The following is a 19448-nucleotide window of genomic DNA, read 5'->3' as shown; positions in this document are numbered from 1 at the left end:
GTTTCGCCCCCATCGGCATGCGTTGTCGCGCGAGGCGCGGATGAATACCCACGAAAATACCACCACGCCGGCGGACGCGCCGGCAGCTCCGGCCGACCAGGGCGGCGCGCTCGAGGCGTCGAACGCGGCGCCCGAGCAAGCAGCCCAGGCTCATGAAGCGGGGTCCACCGCCCCGCACGAGGCGAGCGGCGCGTCCGGCGGAGAAACCCCGCCGCAGGCGAGCTCGACCCAGCCCGAGGCAGAACCGGCCGCAGCGGCACCCGCCGCCCCGGTGAGCGCTGCCGACGACGACGACTGGGAAGAGCAGCCCGGCGACGACATCGGCAACCGCGTCCCCGGCCTGCCGCGGGATGACATCGGCAACCGCAAGCCGGGGGCCCCCCAGGGCCAGGGCAGGCGGGGCGCTCCGGCGGGCGGGAAGCCCGCGCAGGGCGCGAAGCCAGCCCAAGGCGGGAAGCCCGCGCAAGGCGCGAGGCCCGCGCCGGCGGGAGAAGCGGGCGCGGCCGCAGAGGCGGAAGGGGGCGCTGGAAAGAAGCGCCGCCGTCGCCGCCGCCGCAAGGGCGCGGAGGAGGCCGGTCAGCCGGGCGCCGAGGCGGCCGACGCCGCGGCCGAGGCCAGCGATGCCGAGGCGGCCGATGCTGGCGACGAGGAAGGCGAGGAGGAGCAGGCGGCCGACGAGGCGGGGGGACAGCCCCAGCCCGGAGGCGAGAAGCGCAAGCGGCGCAAGGGGCAGGGAGCGCCGCCGCCGCGCGAGCGCCCGGCCTTCAGCATCGGCGAAGAGGTGTTCGGCAAAGTCAGCAAGATCACTGACCACGCCATCTGGATCGACATCGCCGGGAAGGCCACGGGGCTCTTCGACCGCCGCGAGATCCTCGATGAAGAGCCGCCCGTCGAGGGCGATCAGTTCATCGCGACGGTGGCGAGCACCGGCGTGCGCGGGGGCATGCTCCTCCTGTCGAGGGCGCCGGTGCAGCTCGATCAGGCGCGTGCGCGCGCCGAGGCCGCGCTCCAGAGCGGCGAGCCGATCGAAGGGTTCGTGACCGGGGCGGTGAAGGGCGGGCTCGAGGTCGACCTCGGCGGCCTCCGCGCCTTCGCGCCGGCGTCGCACGTCGATCTGCGCCACGGCGCCGACCTCAACTACCTCGTGGGGCAGCGGCTCGATTTCATCGTGACGCAGTTCGCGAAGAAGGGGCGCGACATCGTCGTGTCCCGCCGCAAGATGCTCGAGGAGGAGAGCCGGAAGGCGCGCACCGAGGCGCTCACGTCGATCGAGCCCGGCTCGCTGCACAAGGGCGTGGTGCGCAAGGTCGTCGCGTGGGGCGTGTTCGTCGCGCTCCCCGACGCCGGCGGCGTCGAGGGGTTGGTCCACATGAGCGAGGCGAGCCACGACCGTGGCGCCAAGCTGGCCGACCTGTTCAAGCCGGGCGCGGAGATCGACGTGAAGGTCCTGCGCGTCGACGACAAGGGCAAGCTCTGGCTGAGCCGCAAGGCCGCCACGGTCGATCCTTGGGACGCGGTGAAGGACAAGTACGCGGTGGGCTCGCGCCACAAGGGCAAGATCGCCCGCCTGCAGCCGTTCGGTGCGTTCGTCGAGCTCGAGCCGGGCATCGATGGGCTCATCCACACGGCCGACCTCTCGATGAAGCCGATCCAGCACCCGAGCGAGGTGGTGAAGGTCGACGACGAGGTCGACGTGGTCGTCGCGAGCTGCGACCCGGCGGGCCGGCGGATCGGGCTCCACCCCGCCCCGCCCGAGGGCGAGGAGAGCGAGCCGCGCCAGCGCGTGCAGCAGGGCAGGGCGGTGAAGGTGGCCGTCACGCAGGTGACCGAAGGGGGGCTCGTCGTCCGGGTGCTCGGCACGACGGGGCGAGCGGCCCGCGGCTTCATCCCGGCCGGCCACACCGGCACGCAGCGCGGCACCGACCTGCGCAAGGAGTTCCCCATCGGGACCCAGTTCGACGCGAAGGTCATCGAGGTGGATCCGCGCCGGGGAGAGGCCAAGCTGTCGATCCGCGCCCTCAAGGAAGACGCCGAGAAGCAGGCGTACCAGCAGTACCGCGCCGGCGTCGCGCGCGAGGCCAAGTTCGGCACCTTCGCCGACCTCATGAAGAAGAGCTGATCCCGGGAGGCGCGCGCCGCCTGCGCGGCCGCGCCCCCGCCTCCCTCCGGCCGCCGAGGCGGTCCGCAGGGGTTCGCGCTACTCGCGCCCGAGCGCGTTCACGGGATCCATGCGCGCGGCCCGTCGCGCCGGGAAGAACCCGAAGACGATCCCGATCGCCGTGCTCACCCCGAGCGCGACGCCGAGCGCCGTCGGCTCGAGCCTCATCGGCCAGCCGAGGGCGGTCGAGAACCCGAGGATGACGCCGTACCCGAGCGCGCTGCCGACGATGCCGCCCAGCGTGGCGAGCACGAGCGCCTCGAGCAGGAACTGAAGCAGGATGTCGATCTCCCGGGCGCCGATGGCCATCCGGATGCCGATCTCGCGGGTGCGCTCGGTGACCGACACCAGCATGATGTTCATGACGCCGATGCCGCCGACGACGAGCGACACCGCCGCGATGCTGACGAGCAGCGCCGAGAGCGCCGCGAAGATCGCGTCCTGCATGGCCTGGAACTCCGCCTGGCTCCGGACGGCGAAGTCGTCCTCCTCGCCCTCGTCGATGCGGTGCCGCTGGCGGAGGATCGCCTCGGCCTGCTGCTTGGCGCGCTCGGACGTCTCCGCGGACGTCGAGCTCAGGAGGATCGCGTGCACTTCCCCGGGCCGCGTGGCGACGACGTGCGATCGCATCGTGGTGATGGGCATCAGCACGATGTCGTCCTGGCTCTGCCCGAAGGGCGACGCCCCCTTCTCCTCCAGGACCCCGAGCACGCGGTAGGTCTGTCGGCCGATCCGCACCATCCGGCCGATCGGATCGAGCGACCCGAACAGGTCGCGCGCGGTCTGGGCGCCGATGACGACGACCTTCTCGGAGAGGTTCTCCGAGGCGGGGCTCCACGGCTCTCCCCGCGCCACCTTCCAGCTCCGGATCTCGAAGTAGTTGAGGCGGGTGCCGACGAGCGTCGGGCTCGAGTTCTGGCCCTCGTAGATGACCTGGGCGCTCGACCTGAGGAACGGCGCCGCGATCCGGATGCTCGTCGACTCGCGCACGAGCGCCTGGCCATCGAGCTCCGAGAGCCGGACGCCGGTGGTGCTGCGGACGCCCGAGGCGCGCGCGGAGCGCGCGAAGACGATGAGCGAGTTGGAGCCGAGGTTCGAGATCTGCGCGTTCACGTTGGCGCGCGCGCCGCTCGCCAGCGCGGTGACCGTGACCACGGCCGCGACGCCGATCGTGATCCCCAGGATCGTGAGCCCCGCGCGGAGCTTGTTCCGGCGGACGGCGCGCAGCGCGATCACGATCGCCGACAGGACGCGGGTGAGCGTCGACCTCATTCGTGCCTCAGGGCGGTGATCGGGTCCTGGCGCGCGGCGCGGCGCGCCGGGAAGAACCCGAAGACGACCCCGATCGTCGCGCTCGTCCCCACCGCGACGACGACCGCGCTGGCCGGCAACGTCATGCTCCAGCCGAGCGCCGCGGCGAAGAGCTGGATGACGACGAGCCCCGCGCCGAGCCCCATCACGCCGCCGATGAGCGACAGCGTGATGGCCTCGACCAGGAACTGGACCAGGATGTCGCCCTCGGAGGCGCCGATCGCCATGCGGATGCCGATCTCGCGCGTCCGCTCGGTGACGCTGACCAGCATGATGTTCATGACGCCGATCCCGCCGACGAGGAGCGACACCGCGGCGATCGACGACAGGAGCATCGTCAGGGTGTCCAGGATCCGCTCCTGCGACGCCCGGAACTCCGCCTGCGTGCGGATCACGAAATCCGGCTCGCCCTCGGGGTCGATCTCGTGGCGCTGCCGGAGGATCCTGTCGATCTGCTCGACCGCGCGATCGACGGTCCGCTCGCTGGTCGCGGCCGCGACGAGCATCTGCACCCTGCCCGGCGCGCTCGGCACGACGCGCGACCGGAAGCTGCCGATCGGCATGAGCAGCCGGTCGTCCTGGTCCTCGCCGAACGGCGATTGCCCCTTCTTCTCGAGCACCCCGATGACCCGGAACGGGTGCTTGCCGATCCGGACGTACTGCCCCACGGCCTCGCCGGAGCCGAACAGGTTCTCCCGGACGGTCTCGCCGATCACGCAGACCTTCGTCTTGAGCTGCTCGTCCGACTCAGTCCAGCCGTCGCCCTTGGCGACGCGGTAGGAGAGGATCGTGAGGTAGCTCCGCGTCACGCCCATGACCTGGGTCGCGACGTTGGCCTCTCCGGCCACGATCTGCGTCGACGTGGAGCTGAACGGGCTCAGCGCGGTGACGCTGGTCGACTCCTTCAGGATCGCGAGCCCGTCGGCCTCCGACATCCGCACGACCTCGCGGCGCTTCAGCCCGGAGGCCTGCGTCGACTGCGGGAAGATGTAGACCGAGCTCGCGCCCAGGCCCGAGATCTCGCCCAGGACGCGGTTGCGTACGCCCGTCCCGAGCGCCACCACGATCACCACGGCCGCGACCCCGATCAGGATGCCGAGCACCGTGAGGGCGGCGCGGAGCTTCGAGCGGACGATGGCGCGCAGGGCGATGCGGATGGCGGCAAGGTAGCCCCTCACGGCGCCTGCTCGTCGAGCTCCGCCCCGGAGGGCGGCAGCGCGGCCAGGGCCACCGCCGCGTCGACGGGGCGCTCGTTCCTGAGATCGCTGCGGACCTCGCCGTCGCGCATCGTGATCACGCGGCTCGCGCAGGCGGCGATGTCCGGCTCGTGGGTCACGAGGACGATGGTGATCCCTTCCAGGTTGAGCCGCTGCAGGAGCCCGAGCACCTCGTAGCTCGTGCGGGTGTCGAGGTTGCCCGTGGGCTCGTCGGCGAGGAGCAGCGGCGGGGAGGTGACGAGCGCTCGCGCGATGGCGACGCGCTGCTGCTGGCCACCCGAGAGCTGGTTCGGGGTGTGGTGCAGGCGCTCGGCCAGCCCCACCGCGCTGAGCGCCTCGAGCGCGCGCCCGCGCCGCTCCGCCGCGCCGACGCCCCGGTAGACGAGCGGCAGCTCCACGTTCTCGAGCGCCGTGGTGCGCGGCAGCAGGTTGAAGCCCTGGAAGACGAACCCGATGAGGCGATTCCTCACGATCGCGCGCGCGTCGTTGCTGCGCCGGGTCACGTCGAGCCCGTCCAGCCGGTACGTGCCTCGGGTCGGCCGATCGAGGCACCCGATGATGTTCATCAGGGTGCTCTTGCCCGAGCCGCTCTGCCCGACGATGGCGACGAAGTCGCCGTGCTGGATGGTCAGATCCACGTGGCGGAGCGCCCTCACGACGACCGCCTCGGTCGTGTAGTCCTTGCCGACGCTCGAGAGCTCGATGAGCGGCTCGTCTCGGAGCACCGCGGCGACGGCCTGGCTCTGGGGCAGCATCGCGCCTCAGAACAGCCGGGGGCCGCGCCCCCTGCCGCCCGTGGATGGACCGTCGTTCTCGTCGATGACGAGCTTGACCGGCCCGAGATCGGTGAGCAGCGCGGTGAAGATGCCGTCGGTGATCCCGACGTCGACGACGCGCGGCTCGATCTTCTCCGCGCCCGGCGTGGCGTCGGTCAGCACGTAGACGCGGCCCTTCTTCGGCGGGAGCGGCTCGAGGGGCGGCGCCTTGATCTCCTTGCCGTCCTTGTCCCGCTCCGGGGCCGGCTTGAACCGCAGCGCCGCGTTCGGCAGCCGCCGCACCCCCTTGGCCTCGGAGGACCGGATGCTGACCGTGGCCGTCATGCCCGGCCGCAGCTTGACGTCCGGGTTGTCGACCTCGACGACCGCCGCGTACGTCACGACGCCGGACTGGTTGAGCGGGCTGTAGCGCACCTGGCTCACCGTCCCCCGGAACGTCTCGCCCGGAAAGGCGTCGACGCTGACGTCCGCCTCGATGCCCTCGCGGAGCCGCCCCACGTCCGCCTCGTCGATGTCGGCGAGCACGCGCATCTTGCGCAGATCCTGGGCGATCACGAAGAGCGTGGGCGCCTGGAAGCTCGCCGCCACGGTCTGCCCGGGATCGATCGCGCGGCTGATGACGACCCCGTCGATGGGCGAAAAGATGCGCGTGTACTGGAGGTTCGTCGTGGAGGAGCGGAGCACCGCCCTGAGCTGCGCCACCTGCGCCTTCGCGGCCGCGAGGTCGGCGAGCGCCACGTCGTAGGCGCCCTGCGCCGTGTCGAGATCGGCCTGTGAGCCCACCCCCTCCGCGACCATCTTCTTCGCGCGTTCGAGCCGCTGCTTGGCGGTCCCCAGCGAGGCCTCGGAGCGCACGACGCTCGCGTTGGCCGCCTCGAGCTGCGCCTGGTTGGAGTCGATCTGCGCCCCGAAGAGCGTCGGATCGATCTCGGCCAGCACGTCGCCGGCCTTCACGATGCTGTTGAAGTCCACGTAAACCTTGGTGATTCGCCCCGAGACCTGCGCGCCGACCTGCACCTCGGTGAGCGGTTTGACCTGCCCCGTCGACTGCACCACCTCGATCACGTCGCCCGTCGTGATGTCGCCCGTGACGTAGCGGGGCGGCGGCGGTGGGCTCGTCCGGATCCTCCACACGACGATCCCCGCGACGAGCGCGGCGACAATCGCCAAGACGCCGAGCCGCCCGAGCCAGCGCCTCGTCCCCACCCGCGCGAGCTCCTGCTCCAGGCTCTCCCGCCCGCGGCCGGGAGGCGGTCCAGCCGCGCGCGGGCCCTGGGCCGACGCGCCGCCGCGCGGGGGAGGCGCTGCCGAGGCCGGTCGGGTCCCGCCCGGCTGCGCCTCCTCGGGGCGGACGCGCTCCGCTTCCGGGGTGGCCTGCGTCGCAGGGGCCGACGCGTCGAGAGGGTCGCGACCGGTCGCCCGAGCCATGGAATCGGCCATCGGACGTCCTCATAGCATGCCGCTGCGCGGGCGCGGCTCGCTTGAAACCGCGGAAGCGCCATGGCAGACCAACCGCCGCCTATGGAGTCGCTGCCCATCGCAACGGACACGGTCGTCACGCTGTCCTACGTCCTGTTCAACGAAAACGGTGAGGCGGTGGACCAGGCGTCGACCGCGGAGCCGCTCATTTACGTGCACGGCTATGCCCAGATCGTGCCTGGCCTGGAGCGCGCCCTGGAGGGCCTGCGCGCCGGCGAGCAGCGCGAGATCACCGTCGAGCCGGCAGAGGCGTTCGGCGAGCGCGAGGACTCCGGCGTCTTCGAGGTCGACAAGGCCGATTTCCCCGACGCGGGCGAGGTCGAGGTCGGCGACGAGTTCGTCGCCCAGGGGCCGGACGGAGAGCCGGTCGCGCTCCGGGTGGTCGACATCCTCCCCGACGGTTTCCGGGTCGACACGAACCACCCGCTGGCAGGCCAGAAGGTGCGCTTCCAGGTCCAGGTGAGCGATGTGCGCGCCGCCAGCGAGGAGGAGATCGCGCAGGCTCAAGCCGAGCTGGAAGAGCGCATCGAGGAGTCCGAGAGCGGGTGCTGCGGCCACGATCACGACCATGACCACGATCACGGCCATGACCACGAGCACGGCCATCCTCACGAGCACGGCCATGGAGAGGTGCTCGTGACGCTCTCGAAGAAGTCGTCCTAAGCCCGCCGCGAACGGGCGGGTTGTCCGAGGAGATCACATCATGACCGTAGGTGAGAAGGGCAAGCTGACGGAGCTGCAGCTCGACCGCCGGGTGCGCGAGCGCCTCCTGGCGAGCGGTACGCTCAGCGCTGCGACCATCGAGACGCACCTCGCGAGCTTGCCGGACGTGGAAGAGCAGGCCGAGACGATCGCGGTCGATCAGCCGGCGCTCGGCGGAGCAGCGCACGCGCCGCGGGTCGAGCCTGAGCTCGACGACGAAGGGTCCGAGTGAGCGACGCGAAGGAACAGGAGGATCTCCCTCCGGCCGGGGGCCCCCCGGAGCTGCCGACGCTCGACTTCTCGACGTTCGTGCTGTCGATCATCGGCTCCGCGTACGTGCACCTGGGCGACGCGCCCAGCCCTGACGGCAGGGAAGAGCAGAACTTGGTCCTCGCGCATCAGGACATCGATCTGCTCTCCCTGCTCCAGGAGAAGACCAAGGGGAACCTCACGGGTGACGAGGAACGCCTGCTCGAGCAGGCGCTCTACGATCTGCGGATGCGCTACCTCGAGGTCTCGAAACGCTCGTGACCGCCGGCGTCAGGGCTCTTTCGTGGGTCCTCCTCGCCTGGCTGGTCGCCGCGTGCAGCAAGGCCTCTCCCGGCCACTCTTCCGGCGCGAACAGCTCCGCCGTCCCTCCGGGCGCCGTGCCGGTGGTCAGCCTCCCCCCGTCTCCTCCTACGCCGTCGCCTCCTCCGATCGTCCGCTCCGAGGGCATGCCCGGCTCCTTCGCGCCGCTCGCGCGCAGGGCCGACCCAGCCGTCGCCACGGTCAAGGCCCGCGTCGAGCGGCAGCAGCACCCGGGCGGCCGCCGCCGCACGGTCGCCGAGGGGCTCGGGACGGCCTTCGTCTACGACCCCGAGGGCTTCCTGCTGACGAACAACCACGTCATCGAGGGCGCGACGGACATCCTCGTGAGCTTCGTCGACGGACGCGACATCAAGGCGACCGTCGTCGGCCGCGACAAGCACACGGACGTCGCCGTGCTGAAGGTCGAGGAGAAGGGGCTCCCGTCGCTGCCGCTGGGCGACTCGGACACCATCGAGGTCGGCGACTGGGTGGTCGCGATCGGCAACCCTTTCGGCCTCTCCCACACGGTCTCGGCGGGCATCCTCTCGGCCAAGGGCCGCACCCGGGACGACGTGAAGGGGCTCGACCCGAGCGGCTATTTCAACTTCCTCCAGACGGACGCGAGCATCAACCCGGGCAACTCCGGCGGCCCGCTCCTGAACCTCAAGGGCGAGGTGGTCGGCATCAACGCGGCCGTGCGCGCCAACGCGAACAACATCGGGTTCGCGATCCCGATCAACATGGTGCGGCAGCTCCTGCCGATGCTGCTGCGCGACGGGAAGATCCGCCGGAGCCAGGTCGGGGTGATCGTCGATGTCCTCAACTCGATCGAGGCGGGGCGGCTCAAGCGGCCGGATCGGAAGGGGGCGTGGGTGAAGACCGTGGTGGCTGGGGGGCCCGCGGACCGGGCCGGCATCGCGCCGGACGACGTGATCATCGGCTTCGAGGGAAAGCCGATTTCCGACCCGAACGAGCTCAGGTGGATGGCCAGCATCGCCGGCGTGAACAAGGTCGTTACGCTCCGCGTCGCGCGGCTCGAGCGGGTCTTCGATGTGCGCCTCACGCTTGGCGAGCTCCCCGAGCTCAACGAGGAGACCGATGAGCCGTGAGCCGGGCGACCCCGACCTTGTGCCCGGCACGCCCGCCGGCCGCCGCGCGCCCGGCCGGGGCATCCGCCGCGCGACGTTCCTCGTCCCCCAGCCCTCTCAGGTAAGCTGACCCCGTGGCCTCTCTACCTTCCTCCCCGGACGAGCTCGAGCCGGTCGCTCCTCCCGGCCATCCCGGCGACGCGCCGGGCGACATCGAGGGCGACGTCCTGCCCGCGGGGGGCGACCACCGCGGAGCGCAGCAGCTCCACGCGCGCCTGAATAGCGCTTCCGCCCGTGCGTCCAATCGCGAGGCGCGACGGCGGGAAGCGGAGGAAGATCGTGAGCTCATCGAGCGGGCGCAGAAGGGGGACCAGGCGGCGTTCCGCTCGCTCGTGGAGCGGCACCAGCGCCGGGCGTTCGCGATCGCGATGGGGCTCGTCCGCGACGAGAACGACGCGCGCGAGCTCGTGCAGGACGCGTTTCTCCGCGTCTACAAGGGGCTCGGCTCCTTTCAGGGCGGCTCCTCGTTTTTTACCTGGCTTTACCGGATCGTCACCAACCTGGCGATCGACCTCATGCGCAAGCCGGGGCGCCGCGACCTCGAGCTCCAGGAAAACCAGGCAGCTGAAGAGCAGTCCGACTTCCCGCTCGTCGCCCGGATCGACGGCGCGGACCCCCTCAACGTCGTCCGCCGCCGGGAGATCGCCGGGCGCATCCAGGCCGCGCTCGACGCGCTGCCGCCTTACCACCGAGGCGTGATCCTGATGCGGGAGGTCGAGGGCATGTCCTACGAGGAGATGGCGCAGGCGATGGGGGTCTCGAAGGGGACGATCATGAGCCGCCTGTTCCACGCCCGTCAGAAGCTTCAGCGCGCCCTCGCTGACTGCTACGCGGAGGAAGAGGGCAAGGGAGCCGCAGAGGACCCGGAGGAGATCGCGTGAGCACCGCCAACAGCAGCAAGGCGAATCACGGGGATGCGAGCGCCCCGCCGACGGATCTGGAGCTGATGCTCTATGTCGACGGTGAGCTCGATGAGGCGCGCCACCGGCAGGTGGAGGAGTATGTGCTCCACGATCCGCGCTGCCGAGCGAAGGTCGCAGGGCTCGTCACCGCAGCCGACATGATCCGGGACAGCGCGCTCGCCTCCAGCGCGGCCGACGGCATCGCCGACGGGGTCATGGCGAAGATCCTCGAAGGGCAGGGGGCGGTCGCGAAGGCCAACGGAGGCGCTGTCGTGCAGCCGCTCGCGGCGTCGCCGCCGGCCGCTCCGCCGCGCGCGCGGGCGCGGCTGCAGGGATCGCCGGCCAACGACAACGCGCGCGGGATCTTCGCGCTGACGGCGCTCGCCGTAGCCGCGGCCGCCGCGATGATGGTCTGGGGCCGGACCGACGTGGAGGCGCCGAGCGCGGCGCTGACCGCGACGGCGCCCTCCGCGGAGCTCGCCCCGCCGCCCGCCGCACCGACGCACGAGCCCGTCGCCGCGCCCACCGCCGAGGGCGAGATCGAGCCGGGCGTCGAGATCGCCGCGGTCGACTTCGGGGCGCGCATGGGATCGATCTTCTACGTTCCGCGGGAGGCCGCGGCCTCAGGCCCGACGACCACGGTGGTTTGGCTCTCCGATGAGGGTCCGGGAGGACAGTGATGAGATTTCTTGCGAGTGCGATCACCGCGATCATGGTCCTGGCGCTCGGCGTGAGCCCTTCCCCCGCCGTCGCGCAAGGCAAGGCGCCGACCCCCGCCCCGGCGGCGCCGTCCGACGCCGCGATCACGACCGAGGTCGTGGTCCTCCACGCGACGAACGACGGATCCGGCATCGATCCGAAGATCGGCAAGATGCCCGAGCTCGGGAAGCCGCCGTTCTCGGCGTACAACAGCTACAAGCTCCTCGATCGGCTGAAGATCAGCCTGCAGAAGGGCAAGCCGACCACCACGAAGCTGCCGAACGGCAGCGTCCTCATGGTGTCGCTGAAGGACGTGGTGGCCGCGAAGAAGCAGGACGAGCCGAAGCGCTTCGTCGTCAGCGCGAGCATCCAGAAGCCAGGCGGCAACACGTTCCTGCCGCTGCTCGAGGTGAACGCAAAGGCGGGCGAGAATTTCTTCGTGGCGGGTCAGCAGCACCAGGGCGGCGTGCTCGTGCTCGGCATCAAGGTCGCGCCCTGAGCCGAGGGCGCTCGGCTCCCGCTCAGCGGCGGCCCGAGGACGGCAGCGCGACGGGCAGGTCGAGGTAGAAGGCCGTCCCGCGCGGGGCGCACGCCTCCGCGCGGATGCTGCCGCCGTGCGAGGCGACGATGTTCCTGACGATGCTCAGGCCGAGCCCGGTGCCGCTCCCGTCGGTCTTGGTCGTGAAGAAGGGGTCGAAGATCCTCGGCAGGTGCTCGACGTCGATCCCGTGCCCCTCGTCCTGGATGGTCACCGTGATGTAGCCGTCCTCCGGCGACATCGCGGTGGTGATGCCGAGACAGCCGCCGTGCTCGTGCATCGCGTGCGCGGCGTTCGTGAACAGGTTGACGAACACCTGCGTCAGCGGGTCGATGACGCCCCGCACGGGAGGTATCTCGCCGAAGCATCGCTCGACGGTGACGCCGGTCTGGTCGAGCAGGTGCTCGCAGAAGACCAGCGCGCGCTCGATGATGTCGTGGAGGGAGACGGCGCCCGGCTTCTCCGTGGACGGCCGCGCGTAGGTGATGAGGTCGCGCGAGAAGCGGAGGATGCGGTCCGCCGCCTCGTTGATCCGCGCGAGCCGCTCGATGTCCGAGGGATCGAAGCCGCTGCGCTCGCCCTTGCGGCGCAGGTACTCGGAGTAGGCGAGGATCGAGGTGAGCGGGTTGTTGAGCTCGTGCACCACGCCGGCGGCCATCTTCCCGAGGGAGGCCAGCTTCTCGGCCTGGATGACCTGGGCGCGCAGCGACTCGTGCGCGCGCGCCTCGCGGAGCGAGGCGCCCAGGGTGAGCACGAGCCGGTCGACCAGCGCCTGGATCGGCGCGCTGTCGAGGTGCCCGGCGTCGTCGGCCGCGATGTGCATCGTCGAGCGCCCTTCGGGCTCGATGGCCGCGACGCGCTCGAAGGCGAACTCCGGGAGGAGCCGCGCCGGATCGCGGCCGTCGTCGCGGCGCGGGCGCGGCGATACCCGGACGACCACCTGCGCGCCCGTCGCGCCCGGGATGTACACGCCGAGACCGCAGCCGGGGAGCATCTTCGCGGCTGCGCCGAGCAGCGCCGAGGCGCGCTGCTCGGCGGAAGCGGACGGATCCAGCTCGCTCGACGCGATCAGCAGGTTGTCGATCCACTCGAGCGGGAGGTCCCGGGTGAGGGGCTTTCGAAGCGTGACGGGAGCGTCGGACAACGGCCGCTTCCCCAGGCGCTCCGCGCTCCTCCCGCTCACCCGATCACCCTGTTCGGGTCGTCGCCGCTCGACCGGTCGAGATCGATGATCTTCGCGGCGCCGACGTAGGATTTCGTCTCATAGCGGGTGATCTTGCCGATCTTGCGGACGATCTCCGCCATCCGCTCGGCCTCGCTGCGGATCGTGGCCGCCGCCCCCTTGATGGGGGACGCGTCGTCGATCCGGCGGCAGATCAGCTCGGCGTAGCCGAGCACGCTGGTGAGGGGCTGGTTCAGCTCGTGCGCGGCCGCGCCCGCGAGCTCCGCGATGATGGCCTGCTTCTCGCGAGCGCGGAGCTCCTCCTGCGCCTCGGTGAGGCGGGCCTCCATCCGCATCCGCTCGCGCAGGTCGGTGAAGATGCCGACGGAGCCGACCGGGACGCCGTTCTCGAAGATCAACGCCGCCGAGAGGTGCACCGGGATGCGCGACCCGTCCTTGGCGAGGACCTCGGTCCGGTAGCCCTCGAGCCGGCCGGGGCCGCCGTGCTCCTTCGCGTGGATGAGCCTCATGATCTGCTCGGCGTTGTGGTCGGGGTAGAGCGCGCGGACGTTCATCGCGCCGACGACCTCCTTCGCGTCATAGCCGTAGATCCGCTCGGCGGCGCGGTTGAAGAGCAGGACGACGCCCTCCATGTTGGCCGAGACGATCGCGTCGACGGAGCTCTCGATGACCCGCTCCAAGAACTCCTTTGTCTTGGTGAGCTCCGCCTCGGTGGCGCGCTCCGTGGTGACGTCGCGGAAGCTGACCAGGACGGCGCCGCTCTCCTCCCGGAGGACGCTGCTGAAGCTGAAGCTCAGGATGAGCTTCTCGTGCTCGGGCTCGCCCCGCCTCACGGTGAAGTCCACCATGTGCGGGAACGACCCCTTGGCGAAGCCGGCCCGGATCTCCTCGAGGAGCGGGTGCTCGCGAGGGTCGACGAGGTCGGCCAGGTTCGCCTTCTCGAGGTCCTCCGCCGTGCGCCCGGTGATCGCCTGGGCGCGCGGGTTGGAGAAGAGGATGTGGCCGTCGGGATCGACGACGATGATGCCGTCCGCCGTCGAGTGGAAGAAGTCGGCGTAGCGCTGGAGCGCCTTGAGCCGGCGCTCCGCCTCGAACCGGGCGAAGGTGCTCTGCTGCGTCTGATCGCGGAGCGACTGCAGGATGCGCGCGTTGCGCAGGGCGATCGCCGTGGCGCTCGCGACCGTGCGCGCGAGCGAGAGCTCGTGCGCGTGGGGGGCCACCGGCTGCCGCCCGCGCAGGAAGAGCACGCCGAGCGGCTTGTCCTCGAACAAGATCGGCAGGAGGGCGAGCGAGCGGAACGCGTTCTCCGGGAGCTCGGCGCGCACGATGTCGAACAGCGGGTGCGCCTTGGCGTCGTCGATCACGAGCACGTCGCCCGTGCGCATGACGCGCTGGATCTCCGGGTACTTCCCGAGATCGATCGGCAGATCGCGGAGCTCCTTGTCGTCGCTCGCGGCGACCACGTAGCCGACGTCGCCCGAGTCGCGCACGAGCACGATGCTGCAGCGGTCGACGCGCGCCACCTCGGCGATGCGGCGCACGACCGTGAAGAGGATGTTCCGGAAGTCGAGCGTCGAGGAGAGCGCCTGCGTCAGCTCGAGGACGACCTTCGCGTCGTGCTCCTTGCGCGCGAGCGCGTCGACGTAGTCGCGGATCCGGAGCTGCCCGCGGATGCGGGCGATGAGCTCGGCCGGGCGAAACGGCTTGCGGATGAAGTCGTCCGCGCCGAGCTCGAAGGCGCGGGCGACCTCCTCGTCCGCGTCGAGCGCCGTCAGCACGACGACCGGGACGTCCTGCGTGCGGCGATCGTCCCGTACGGCGCTGAGGACCACGTAGCCGTCCGGAGGCGGCATCACCAGATCGAGCAGCACGAGCGCGGGCACGCTCGCCTTAAGCCAGGCGAGCGCCTCCGCGCCCGAGGTGACGGCGACGGTCTCGATGCCCGCGTCGGCCAGCGCGTGCAGCAGCATCTGCCGGCTGACGGCGTCGTCATCCACGACGAGCACAGGATCACGGCGAGACACACCGCAAGCTTATCGATTCCACGCTGGAGCGATGAGAGAATTCCGGATCACGGCGCAACGCCGGCGCGCTCACCAAGCGTGGGGACGACGCGTGGCGGCGCGGCGCATCGGGGCGCCGCGCGCGCGGCGCGGGTCACGAGAAGAGATCCCCCTGCTTCGACGCGGGAGCCGCGACGCCCAGGTGCTCGTACGCGCGGCGGGTCGCGATCCTGCCCCGGGGCGTGCGGCCGAGGAAGCCCTGCTGCAGCAGGAACGGTTCGTACACGTCCTCGATAGTGTCGCGCGGCTCACTGAGCGCCGCGGCCAGGGTGTCGACGCCCACAGGGCCGCCGTCGTAGTGATCGATGATGACGCGCAGCAGCCTGCGGTCCATCTCGTCGAGGCCGGCCGCGTCGATCTCGAGCCGCTCCGAGGTCTTGCGCGCGATCGCCATGGTGATCGCGCCGTCGCCGAGCACCTCGGCGAAGTCGCGCACCCGGCGCAGGAGGCGGTTGGCGACGCGAGGGGTACCCCGCGAACGCGCGGCGATCTCGCGCGCTCCCCCGGCGTCGATCGGCACGTCGAGCAGGCCGGCGCTGCGCTGCACGATGCGCTCGAGCTCCTCGACGGGGTAGAAATCGAGGCGGACGACGTGGCCGAACCGCGACAGCAGCGGCGCGGTGAGCAGCCCGGTGCGGGTGGTGGCGCCGACGAGCGTGAACGGCTTCAGCGCGAGCTGGATCGTCGTCGCGTACGGGCCGTCGCCGGTCATGATGTCGATCTTGAACGACTCGATCGCGGGGTAGAGGCTCTCCTCGACCGCCGGCGTGAGCCGGTGGATCTCGTCGATGAAGAGCACGTCGTTGCGCTCCAGCTTGGTGAGCAGCCCGGCCAGCGCGCCCTTGTGCTCGATCGCCGGCCCGCTCGTGACGTGGAGGGTGACGCCCATCTCGCGGGCGAGGATGTGGGCGAGCGTCGTCTTGCCGAGCCCGGGCGGACCGCAGAAGAGCATGTGGTCCAGCGGCTCGTGCCGGCGGCGCGCGGCCTCGACGAAGACCTTCAGGTTCTCCGTGTGCTTGGCCTGGCCGACGTACTCGGCGAGCGAGGCAGGCCGGAAGAGGCGGTCGAAGCGATCGTCGTCGCCTGTCTCGGCAGGAGAGAGCGCCCGTTCAGGCATGCCCCGGGAGTACCGCGGGCGGAGGGCGAAGGGAAGCGATCCCGCGCGCGGAAGGAGCGTGGATCGCGCGCCGCCGGCGGCCGCGGGCGAGGTCAGCCGAGCGCGGGGACCGATGACAGGCGAGGGCGGCGCGGCGGCGGGACGCGCGGCAGACGCGCGCGGCAGAGCGGGCGGCCGTCCGGGGCGCCGTCCACCTCGAGCGAGCCGCCGTGGAGCTCGATCACCGAGCGCGCGTGGCTGAGGCCGAGGGTCAGGCCGCGCCCGCGCGCCGTGGTCTGCCGGCTGAACAGCGCCTCCAGCTCGTCGGGCGGCACGTCGCGGCTGCCGTACTCGATGTCGATGCGGACCTCGCTGTTGAACTCGCCCGCCATCGTCGCGGTGAGGCGCACGAGGCGCGCGGACGGGTCGGCCGCGCCGGTCCTGAGCGCGTGCGCCACGATGACGGCGATCGCGCGCGTCGCGTACGCCTGATCGACCGGGATCAGCGGCAGCGTGTCGCCGACCTCCACGACGACCTCCCCGTCGGCGTCGCTCGCGAGCTCGCGCGCCTTGCGGATCGCGCCCGCGATGAGCGCGCCGACGGACGTCGGCTGAGGCTCGAGCGTGAGCTGGCCGGCCTCGACGCGCGCGGCGTCGAGGATCGACTCGATGAGGCCGAGGAGCTCGCGGCCGCGCGTCGAGATGAGCTCCAGGCTCTCGCGCTGGGCGGCGGTCAGGTCCTCCTGGCCCACGAGCTCGGCGAACCCGAGGATCGCGTTCAGCGGGCTCTTGAGGTCGTGGCTCACGCTCGCGAACAGGAGGCCGCGCATGCGCTGCGCCGCCTCGCGAGCCTCGAGCGCGCGCTCCTGCGCCGCGGCGAAGACGCGGAAGCGCTCGGCGAGATCCTCGATCGCGTGCCCGAGCCGGGCGACGACGGCGAACCGGGCGGGGCGGGCGATCTGCGTGGCGCCGCGGAGCACGCTGTCCGTGCCGAGCAGGCGCACCTGCTTCGTGGCGTGCACGAGATCGGCGGCGAGGACGCGGCCGAACAGGTTGCCGAGCACGCCGGCGACCAGCACCGCGAGCAGCGCGACGAGCGCGCCCCAGATCGCGGCGGAGGGCTCGAGGTCGGCCGAGAACCGGATGTTGGCGCAGCCGCCGTCGAGCGGCGTGATCACGGCGATCTGACCGTCGGCCTCGCGGCCGAAGGAGGGCTCCGCGCTCACGCAGTCGTGCTGCACGCGCGCGAGGAACCCGTACTCCGCCGCGGCGGCCACGACGTCGTTGCGATCGGCCTCCGCGATGGCCCCGAGCGACGGATCGAGCGCCGTCCGCGCGATGAGCCCCGCGGTCGTGCGCCGGCTCCGCTCGATGAACGTCTGGAGGTGCGCGTTCGCGATCAGCACCGCCCCGACGCCGACGAGCAGCACCGGCGCGGCGACGGCGAGGAGCAGCTTGTAGGTGACCCGCCGGCGCGGCGTCTGGTAAAACTCGGCCGTCTCGAGCAAGGCGCCGATCGCCTCGACCGGGCTGATCTCGAAGAGGCTGAACGTCGTGGCACGCGTCAACACGTAGTGCGGGATCGCGGACGCGCAGAGGATCGTGATCGCGAGGATGAGCAGGCTGACCGCCCGGCCGTCGTCGAGCTTCTCCGGCCTGATCCCCGGGATCATCGTGAGGCTCGAGATCGTCGAGCTCGCCAGCACGAACCGCAGCGCCAAGGACGGCGGCAGCTCGGCGAACCGCTCGAGCTCCTCGTGATCGATGTCGCGCGAGCCGATCATGAGCGACCGCAGCAGGTTCCGGTGCGTGCGCAGCCGGAGCAGCGTCAGCAGCGTGGTCGCGACGATCGCGGCGAGCGCGATCTTGGCGCCGACCGAGAGCACGCTCGCGGCGACGTCCTGCTCCAGGATGAGCAGCTTCGGCGCGAGCGCCGCGATCGCCCCGAACGCGGCGACGCCGACGAGCGCCTGGCGGACGAGCACGCGCCGCGCGAAGTGGATCGCGTCGTCCCTCATGCGCTCTTCGTTCATGCGATCCTCCCTCCTGGCCGGCCGCTGCCCGGCTCGCTCACGGGCGTCACCGCCGCGTCCGGCGCGGGCGGCTGGACCTGCGCGGGCTGGGGGGGCGGGGCGACCCAGAGCGGCAGGGTGATCGTGAAGGTCGAGCCCCGCCCGAGCTCGCTCTCCAGCTGGATCGTCCCGCCGTGCATCATCACGAGGCGCCGCGCGATCGAGAGCCCGAGCCCCGTCCCGGCCCGGCGAGAGCGCACGTCGCCGGTCTGCCGGTACTCCTCGAAGACCGCCGACGTCTCCTCCGGCGGGATGCCGGGGCCGGTGTCCTGGACGGCGATGGTCGCGTAGCGGCCGCGCGCCGCGATGTGGACCGCCACCGAGCCGCGCGCCGTGAACTTGACGGCGTTCGAGACGAGGTTCGTCAGGATCTGCCGCACCCTCCGCGGATCGGCGTGCGCGAGGAGGCCGTGGTCCCCGGTGACGCGCAGCTGGATGGGCTTGTCGCGCGCCGCGGCGGACGCCTCCCGCATGACCTGATCGACGAGCACGCGGAGGTTGACGGCGCGGCGGGAGAGCTGGAGCTTGCCCGTCTCGAGCGCCGACAGATCGAGGATGTCGTCGATGAGCGTGCGCAGGTGCTCGCCGCTCTGCCGGATGACGGACAGCGCCTCGCGCGCGTCCTGGCTGAGCGGCCCGTCGACCTCGCTCTCGAGCACGTGCGCGAACCCGAGGATGGCGTTGAGCGGCGTGCGCAGCTCGTGGCTGAGCCCCGCGAGGAACGCCGAGCGCTCGCGGTCCATCGCGGACGCCTGCTGGAGATCCGCCCGGTAGGAGCGCTCCGCCGCCGCGAAGCGGGTGATCAGCAGGTTGAAGGCCGCCGTCAGGAGGCCCACCTGGTCGAGCGACCTGATCGGCACCGGCTCGGTCTGGATGAGGTCGGTGCTCGACGCGCTCCGGCCGTGGCCGTGCGCCATCGCGGTGATGCGCTCGCGCAGGTAGTCGACGTCATCGCGCGCCGCCTTGGTGAACGAGAGCGCGACCGCGACCGCCACGCCGAGCAGCAGCGTCGTGAGCGCCGCGACCGCGTTGCCGAGGGCGAGCGAGTCGGGCGGCGGGCTCGGCGCCGAGACGAAGGTGATCACCGAGAGGTGGGACAGCGGCGGGCGGAGCGGGCGCGCCGCGAACCGGACGCGGCCGAGCGAGGTCGTCTCCTCGCCCTTGCCCCGCGTGAGCATCTGGAAGATGTCGGCCTTGGCCGGCGCGCCGAAGCTCTCGTTCACCAGCACATGGCCGTTCTGCTCGACGAGCAGGATCTCCGACCCGGTCCGCCGCGCCGCCTGCCCGAGGACCTCGGTCCGCTCGGCGTCGGCGGTCCCATGGAGCCGCGCCGCGAGCGTCGCGGCCAGCACCTCCGCGCGCAGGCTCGCGGCCTGATCGCTCATCCTGGCGAGCTGGCGGATGCCGATCAGCGCGATCGCCACCGCCGTGGCGATCCCCACGACGATCACGATCGCGGGCGCGAGCGGCACGAGCGGCATCGTGCCGCGAGGCCAGCGGAGGAGGCGACGGCGAGCCACGGCGAGGGCAGGAT

Annotated in this window: 17 protein-coding genes; 8 read left to right on the top strand and 9 right to left on the bottom strand. The window is 71.7% G+C overall.

Going from position 1 to position 19448, the window contains the following annotated elements; translation table 11 throughout:
• The first annotated feature begins 40 nt into the window (after nt 1-40).
• A complete protein-coding gene (locus NQZ70_RS42480; RefSeq protein WP_129579313.1) occupies nt 41-2119 on the top strand; it encodes a S1 RNA-binding domain-containing protein in 2079 nt (692 codons plus the stop codon).
• A gap of 78 nt (nt 2120-2197) precedes the next feature.
• Here NQZ70_RS42480 and NQZ70_RS42475 read toward each other — a convergent pair whose 3' ends face one another.
• From NQZ70_RS42475 to NQZ70_RS42460, 4 genes are read right to left on the bottom strand one after another with little or no spacing between them, the layout of a single operon-like run.
• Nucleotides 2198-3430 carry an ABC transporter permease gene (locus tag NQZ70_RS42475; protein WP_129579312.1) on the bottom strand — a complete coding sequence of 411 codons (1233 nt, stop codon included), beginning with the start codon at nt 3428-3430 and terminating at the stop codon, nt 2198-2200.
• Nucleotides 3427-4647: an ABC transporter permease gene (locus NQZ70_RS42470; protein ID WP_129579311.1), complete on the bottom strand. Its 1221-nt coding sequence runs from the start codon at nt 4645-4647 to the stop codon at nt 3427-3429. The genes NQZ70_RS42475 and NQZ70_RS42470 overlap by 4 nt, the downstream gene beginning before the upstream one ends.
• The gene (locus tag NQZ70_RS42465; RefSeq protein WP_061628280.1) at nt 4644-5441 is read right to left on the bottom strand and encodes an ABC transporter ATP-binding protein; all 798 of its coding nucleotides are present in this window, start codon (nt 5439-5441) and stop codon (nt 4644-4646) included. The genes NQZ70_RS42470 and NQZ70_RS42465 overlap by 4 nt, the downstream gene beginning before the upstream one ends.
• 6 nt (nt 5442-5447) lie before the next feature.
• A complete protein-coding gene (locus tag NQZ70_RS42460; protein WP_237244563.1) occupies nt 5448-6902 on the bottom strand; it encodes an efflux RND transporter periplasmic adaptor subunit in 1455 nt (484 codons plus the stop codon).
• A gap of 60 nt (nt 6903-6962) precedes the next feature.
• Between NQZ70_RS42460 and NQZ70_RS42455 the strand changes: the two genes are divergently transcribed.
• The 7 genes from NQZ70_RS42455 to NQZ70_RS42425 all read left to right on the top strand — a co-directional run bounded on the left by NQZ70_RS42455 (nt 6963) and on the right by NQZ70_RS42425 (nt 11461).
• Nucleotides 6963-7604, top strand: a complete 642-nt coding sequence (locus NQZ70_RS42455) for a peptidylprolyl isomerase (protein WP_237244562.1) — start codon at nt 6963-6965, stop codon at nt 7602-7604.
• A gap of 40 nt (nt 7605-7644) precedes the next feature.
• The gene (locus NQZ70_RS42450; protein ID WP_129579310.1) at nt 7645-7875 is read left to right on the top strand and encodes a hypothetical protein; all 231 of its coding nucleotides are present in this window, start codon (nt 7645-7647) and stop codon (nt 7873-7875) included.
• Nucleotides 7872-8174: a DUF1844 domain-containing protein gene (locus NQZ70_RS42445; RefSeq protein ID WP_061628276.1), complete on the top strand. Its 303-nt coding sequence runs from the start codon at nt 7872-7874 to the stop codon at nt 8172-8174. The genes NQZ70_RS42450 and NQZ70_RS42445 overlap by 4 nt, the downstream gene beginning before the upstream one ends.
• Entirely contained in the window at nt 8171-9322 is a 1152-nt protein-coding gene (locus tag NQZ70_RS42440; RefSeq protein ID WP_237244561.1) for a S1C family serine protease, read from the top strand. The genes NQZ70_RS42445 and NQZ70_RS42440 overlap by 4 nt, the downstream gene beginning before the upstream one ends.
• Before the next feature lie 113 nt (nt 9323-9435).
• Entirely contained in the window at nt 9436-10242 is an 807-nt protein-coding gene (locus NQZ70_RS42435) for a sigma-70 family RNA polymerase sigma factor (RefSeq protein WP_237244560.1), read from the top strand.
• Nucleotides 10239-10943, top strand: a complete 705-nt coding sequence (locus NQZ70_RS42430) for an anti-sigma factor (protein WP_129579309.1) — start codon at nt 10239-10241, stop codon at nt 10941-10943. The genes NQZ70_RS42435 and NQZ70_RS42430 overlap by 4 nt, the downstream gene beginning before the upstream one ends.
• A complete protein-coding gene (locus tag NQZ70_RS42425) occupies nt 10943-11461 on the top strand; it encodes a hypothetical protein (RefSeq protein ID WP_237244559.1) in 519 nt (172 codons plus the stop codon). The genes NQZ70_RS42430 and NQZ70_RS42425 overlap by 1 nt, the downstream gene beginning before the upstream one ends.
• A gap of 22 nt (nt 11462-11483) precedes the next feature.
• Here the strand turns inward: NQZ70_RS42425 and NQZ70_RS42420 are convergent, their stop codons facing one another.
• From NQZ70_RS42420 to NQZ70_RS42400, 5 genes are all read right to left on the bottom strand, one after another.
• Complete coding sequence (locus tag NQZ70_RS42420; protein ID WP_237244558.1) at nt 11484-12644, bottom strand: sensor histidine kinase; 1161 nt, start codon at nt 12642-12644, stop codon at nt 11484-11486.
• Between the two features lie 35 nt (nt 12645-12679).
• Complete coding sequence (locus NQZ70_RS42415) at nt 12680-14707, bottom strand: PAS domain S-box protein (RefSeq protein ID WP_237244557.1); 2028 nt, start codon at nt 14705-14707, stop codon at nt 12680-12682.
• 133 nt (nt 14708-14840) lie between these two features.
• Nucleotides 14841-15863, bottom strand: coding sequence for a Holliday junction branch migration DNA helicase RuvB (gene ruvB, locus NQZ70_RS42410; protein ID WP_129579307.1), 1023 nt, complete (start codon nt 15861-15863; stop codon nt 14841-14843).
• 92 nt (nt 15864-15955) lie between these two features.
• Nucleotides 15956-17875: a HAMP domain-containing sensor histidine kinase gene (locus NQZ70_RS42405; RefSeq protein ID WP_129579306.1), complete on the bottom strand. Its 1920-nt coding sequence runs from the start codon at nt 17873-17875 to the stop codon at nt 15956-15958.
• A complete protein-coding gene (locus NQZ70_RS42400) occupies nt 17872-19434 on the bottom strand; it encodes a HAMP domain-containing sensor histidine kinase (protein ID WP_237244556.1) in 1563 nt (520 codons plus the stop codon). The genes NQZ70_RS42405 and NQZ70_RS42400 overlap by 4 nt, the downstream gene beginning before the upstream one ends.
• Nucleotides 19435-19448 lie beyond the last annotated feature (14 nt).

Source organism: Sorangium sp. So ce836 (genome assembly GCF_028553905.1).
Classification (GTDB): domain Bacteria; phylum Myxococcota_A; class Polyangia; order Polyangiales; family Polyangiaceae; genus Sorangium; species Sorangium cellulosum_D.
This window is presented reverse-complemented; position numbering and strand designations above follow the sequence as displayed.

What these genes read in the sequence shown, in the direction of transcription:
- NQZ70_RS42480 (WP_129579313.1), top strand. Translation starts at nt 41, where the DNA reads ATGAATACCCACGAAAATACCACCACGCCGGCGGACGCGCCGGCAGCT.
- NQZ70_RS42475 (WP_129579312.1), bottom strand. Translation starts at nt 3,430, where the DNA reads ATGAGGTCGACGCTCACCCGCGTCCTGTCGGCGATCGTGATCGCGCTG.
- NQZ70_RS42465 (WP_061628280.1), bottom strand. Translation starts at nt 5,441, where the DNA reads ATGCTGCCCCAGAGCCAGGCCGTCGCCGCGGTGCTCCGAGACGAGCCG.
- NQZ70_RS42460 (WP_237244563.1), bottom strand. Translation starts at nt 6,902, where the DNA reads ATGGCCGATTCCATGGCTCGGGCGACCGGTCGCGACCCTCTCGACGCG.
- NQZ70_RS42455 (WP_237244562.1), top strand. Translation starts at nt 6,963, where the DNA reads ATGGCAGACCAACCGCCGCCTATGGAGTCGCTGCCCATCGCAACGGAC.
- NQZ70_RS42450 (WP_129579310.1), top strand. Translation starts at nt 7,645, where the DNA reads ATGACCGTAGGTGAGAAGGGCAAGCTGACGGAGCTGCAGCTCGACCGC.
- NQZ70_RS42425 (WP_237244559.1), top strand. Translation starts at nt 10,943, where the DNA reads ATGAGATTTCTTGCGAGTGCGATCACCGCGATCATGGTCCTGGCGCTC.
- ruvB (WP_129579307.1), bottom strand. Translation starts at nt 15,863, where the DNA reads ATGCCTGAACGGGCGCTCTCTCCTGCCGAGACAGGCGACGACGATCGC.
- NQZ70_RS42405 (WP_129579306.1), bottom strand. Translation starts at nt 17,875, where the DNA reads ATGAACGAAGAGCGCATGAGGGACGACGCGATCCACTTCGCGCGGCGC.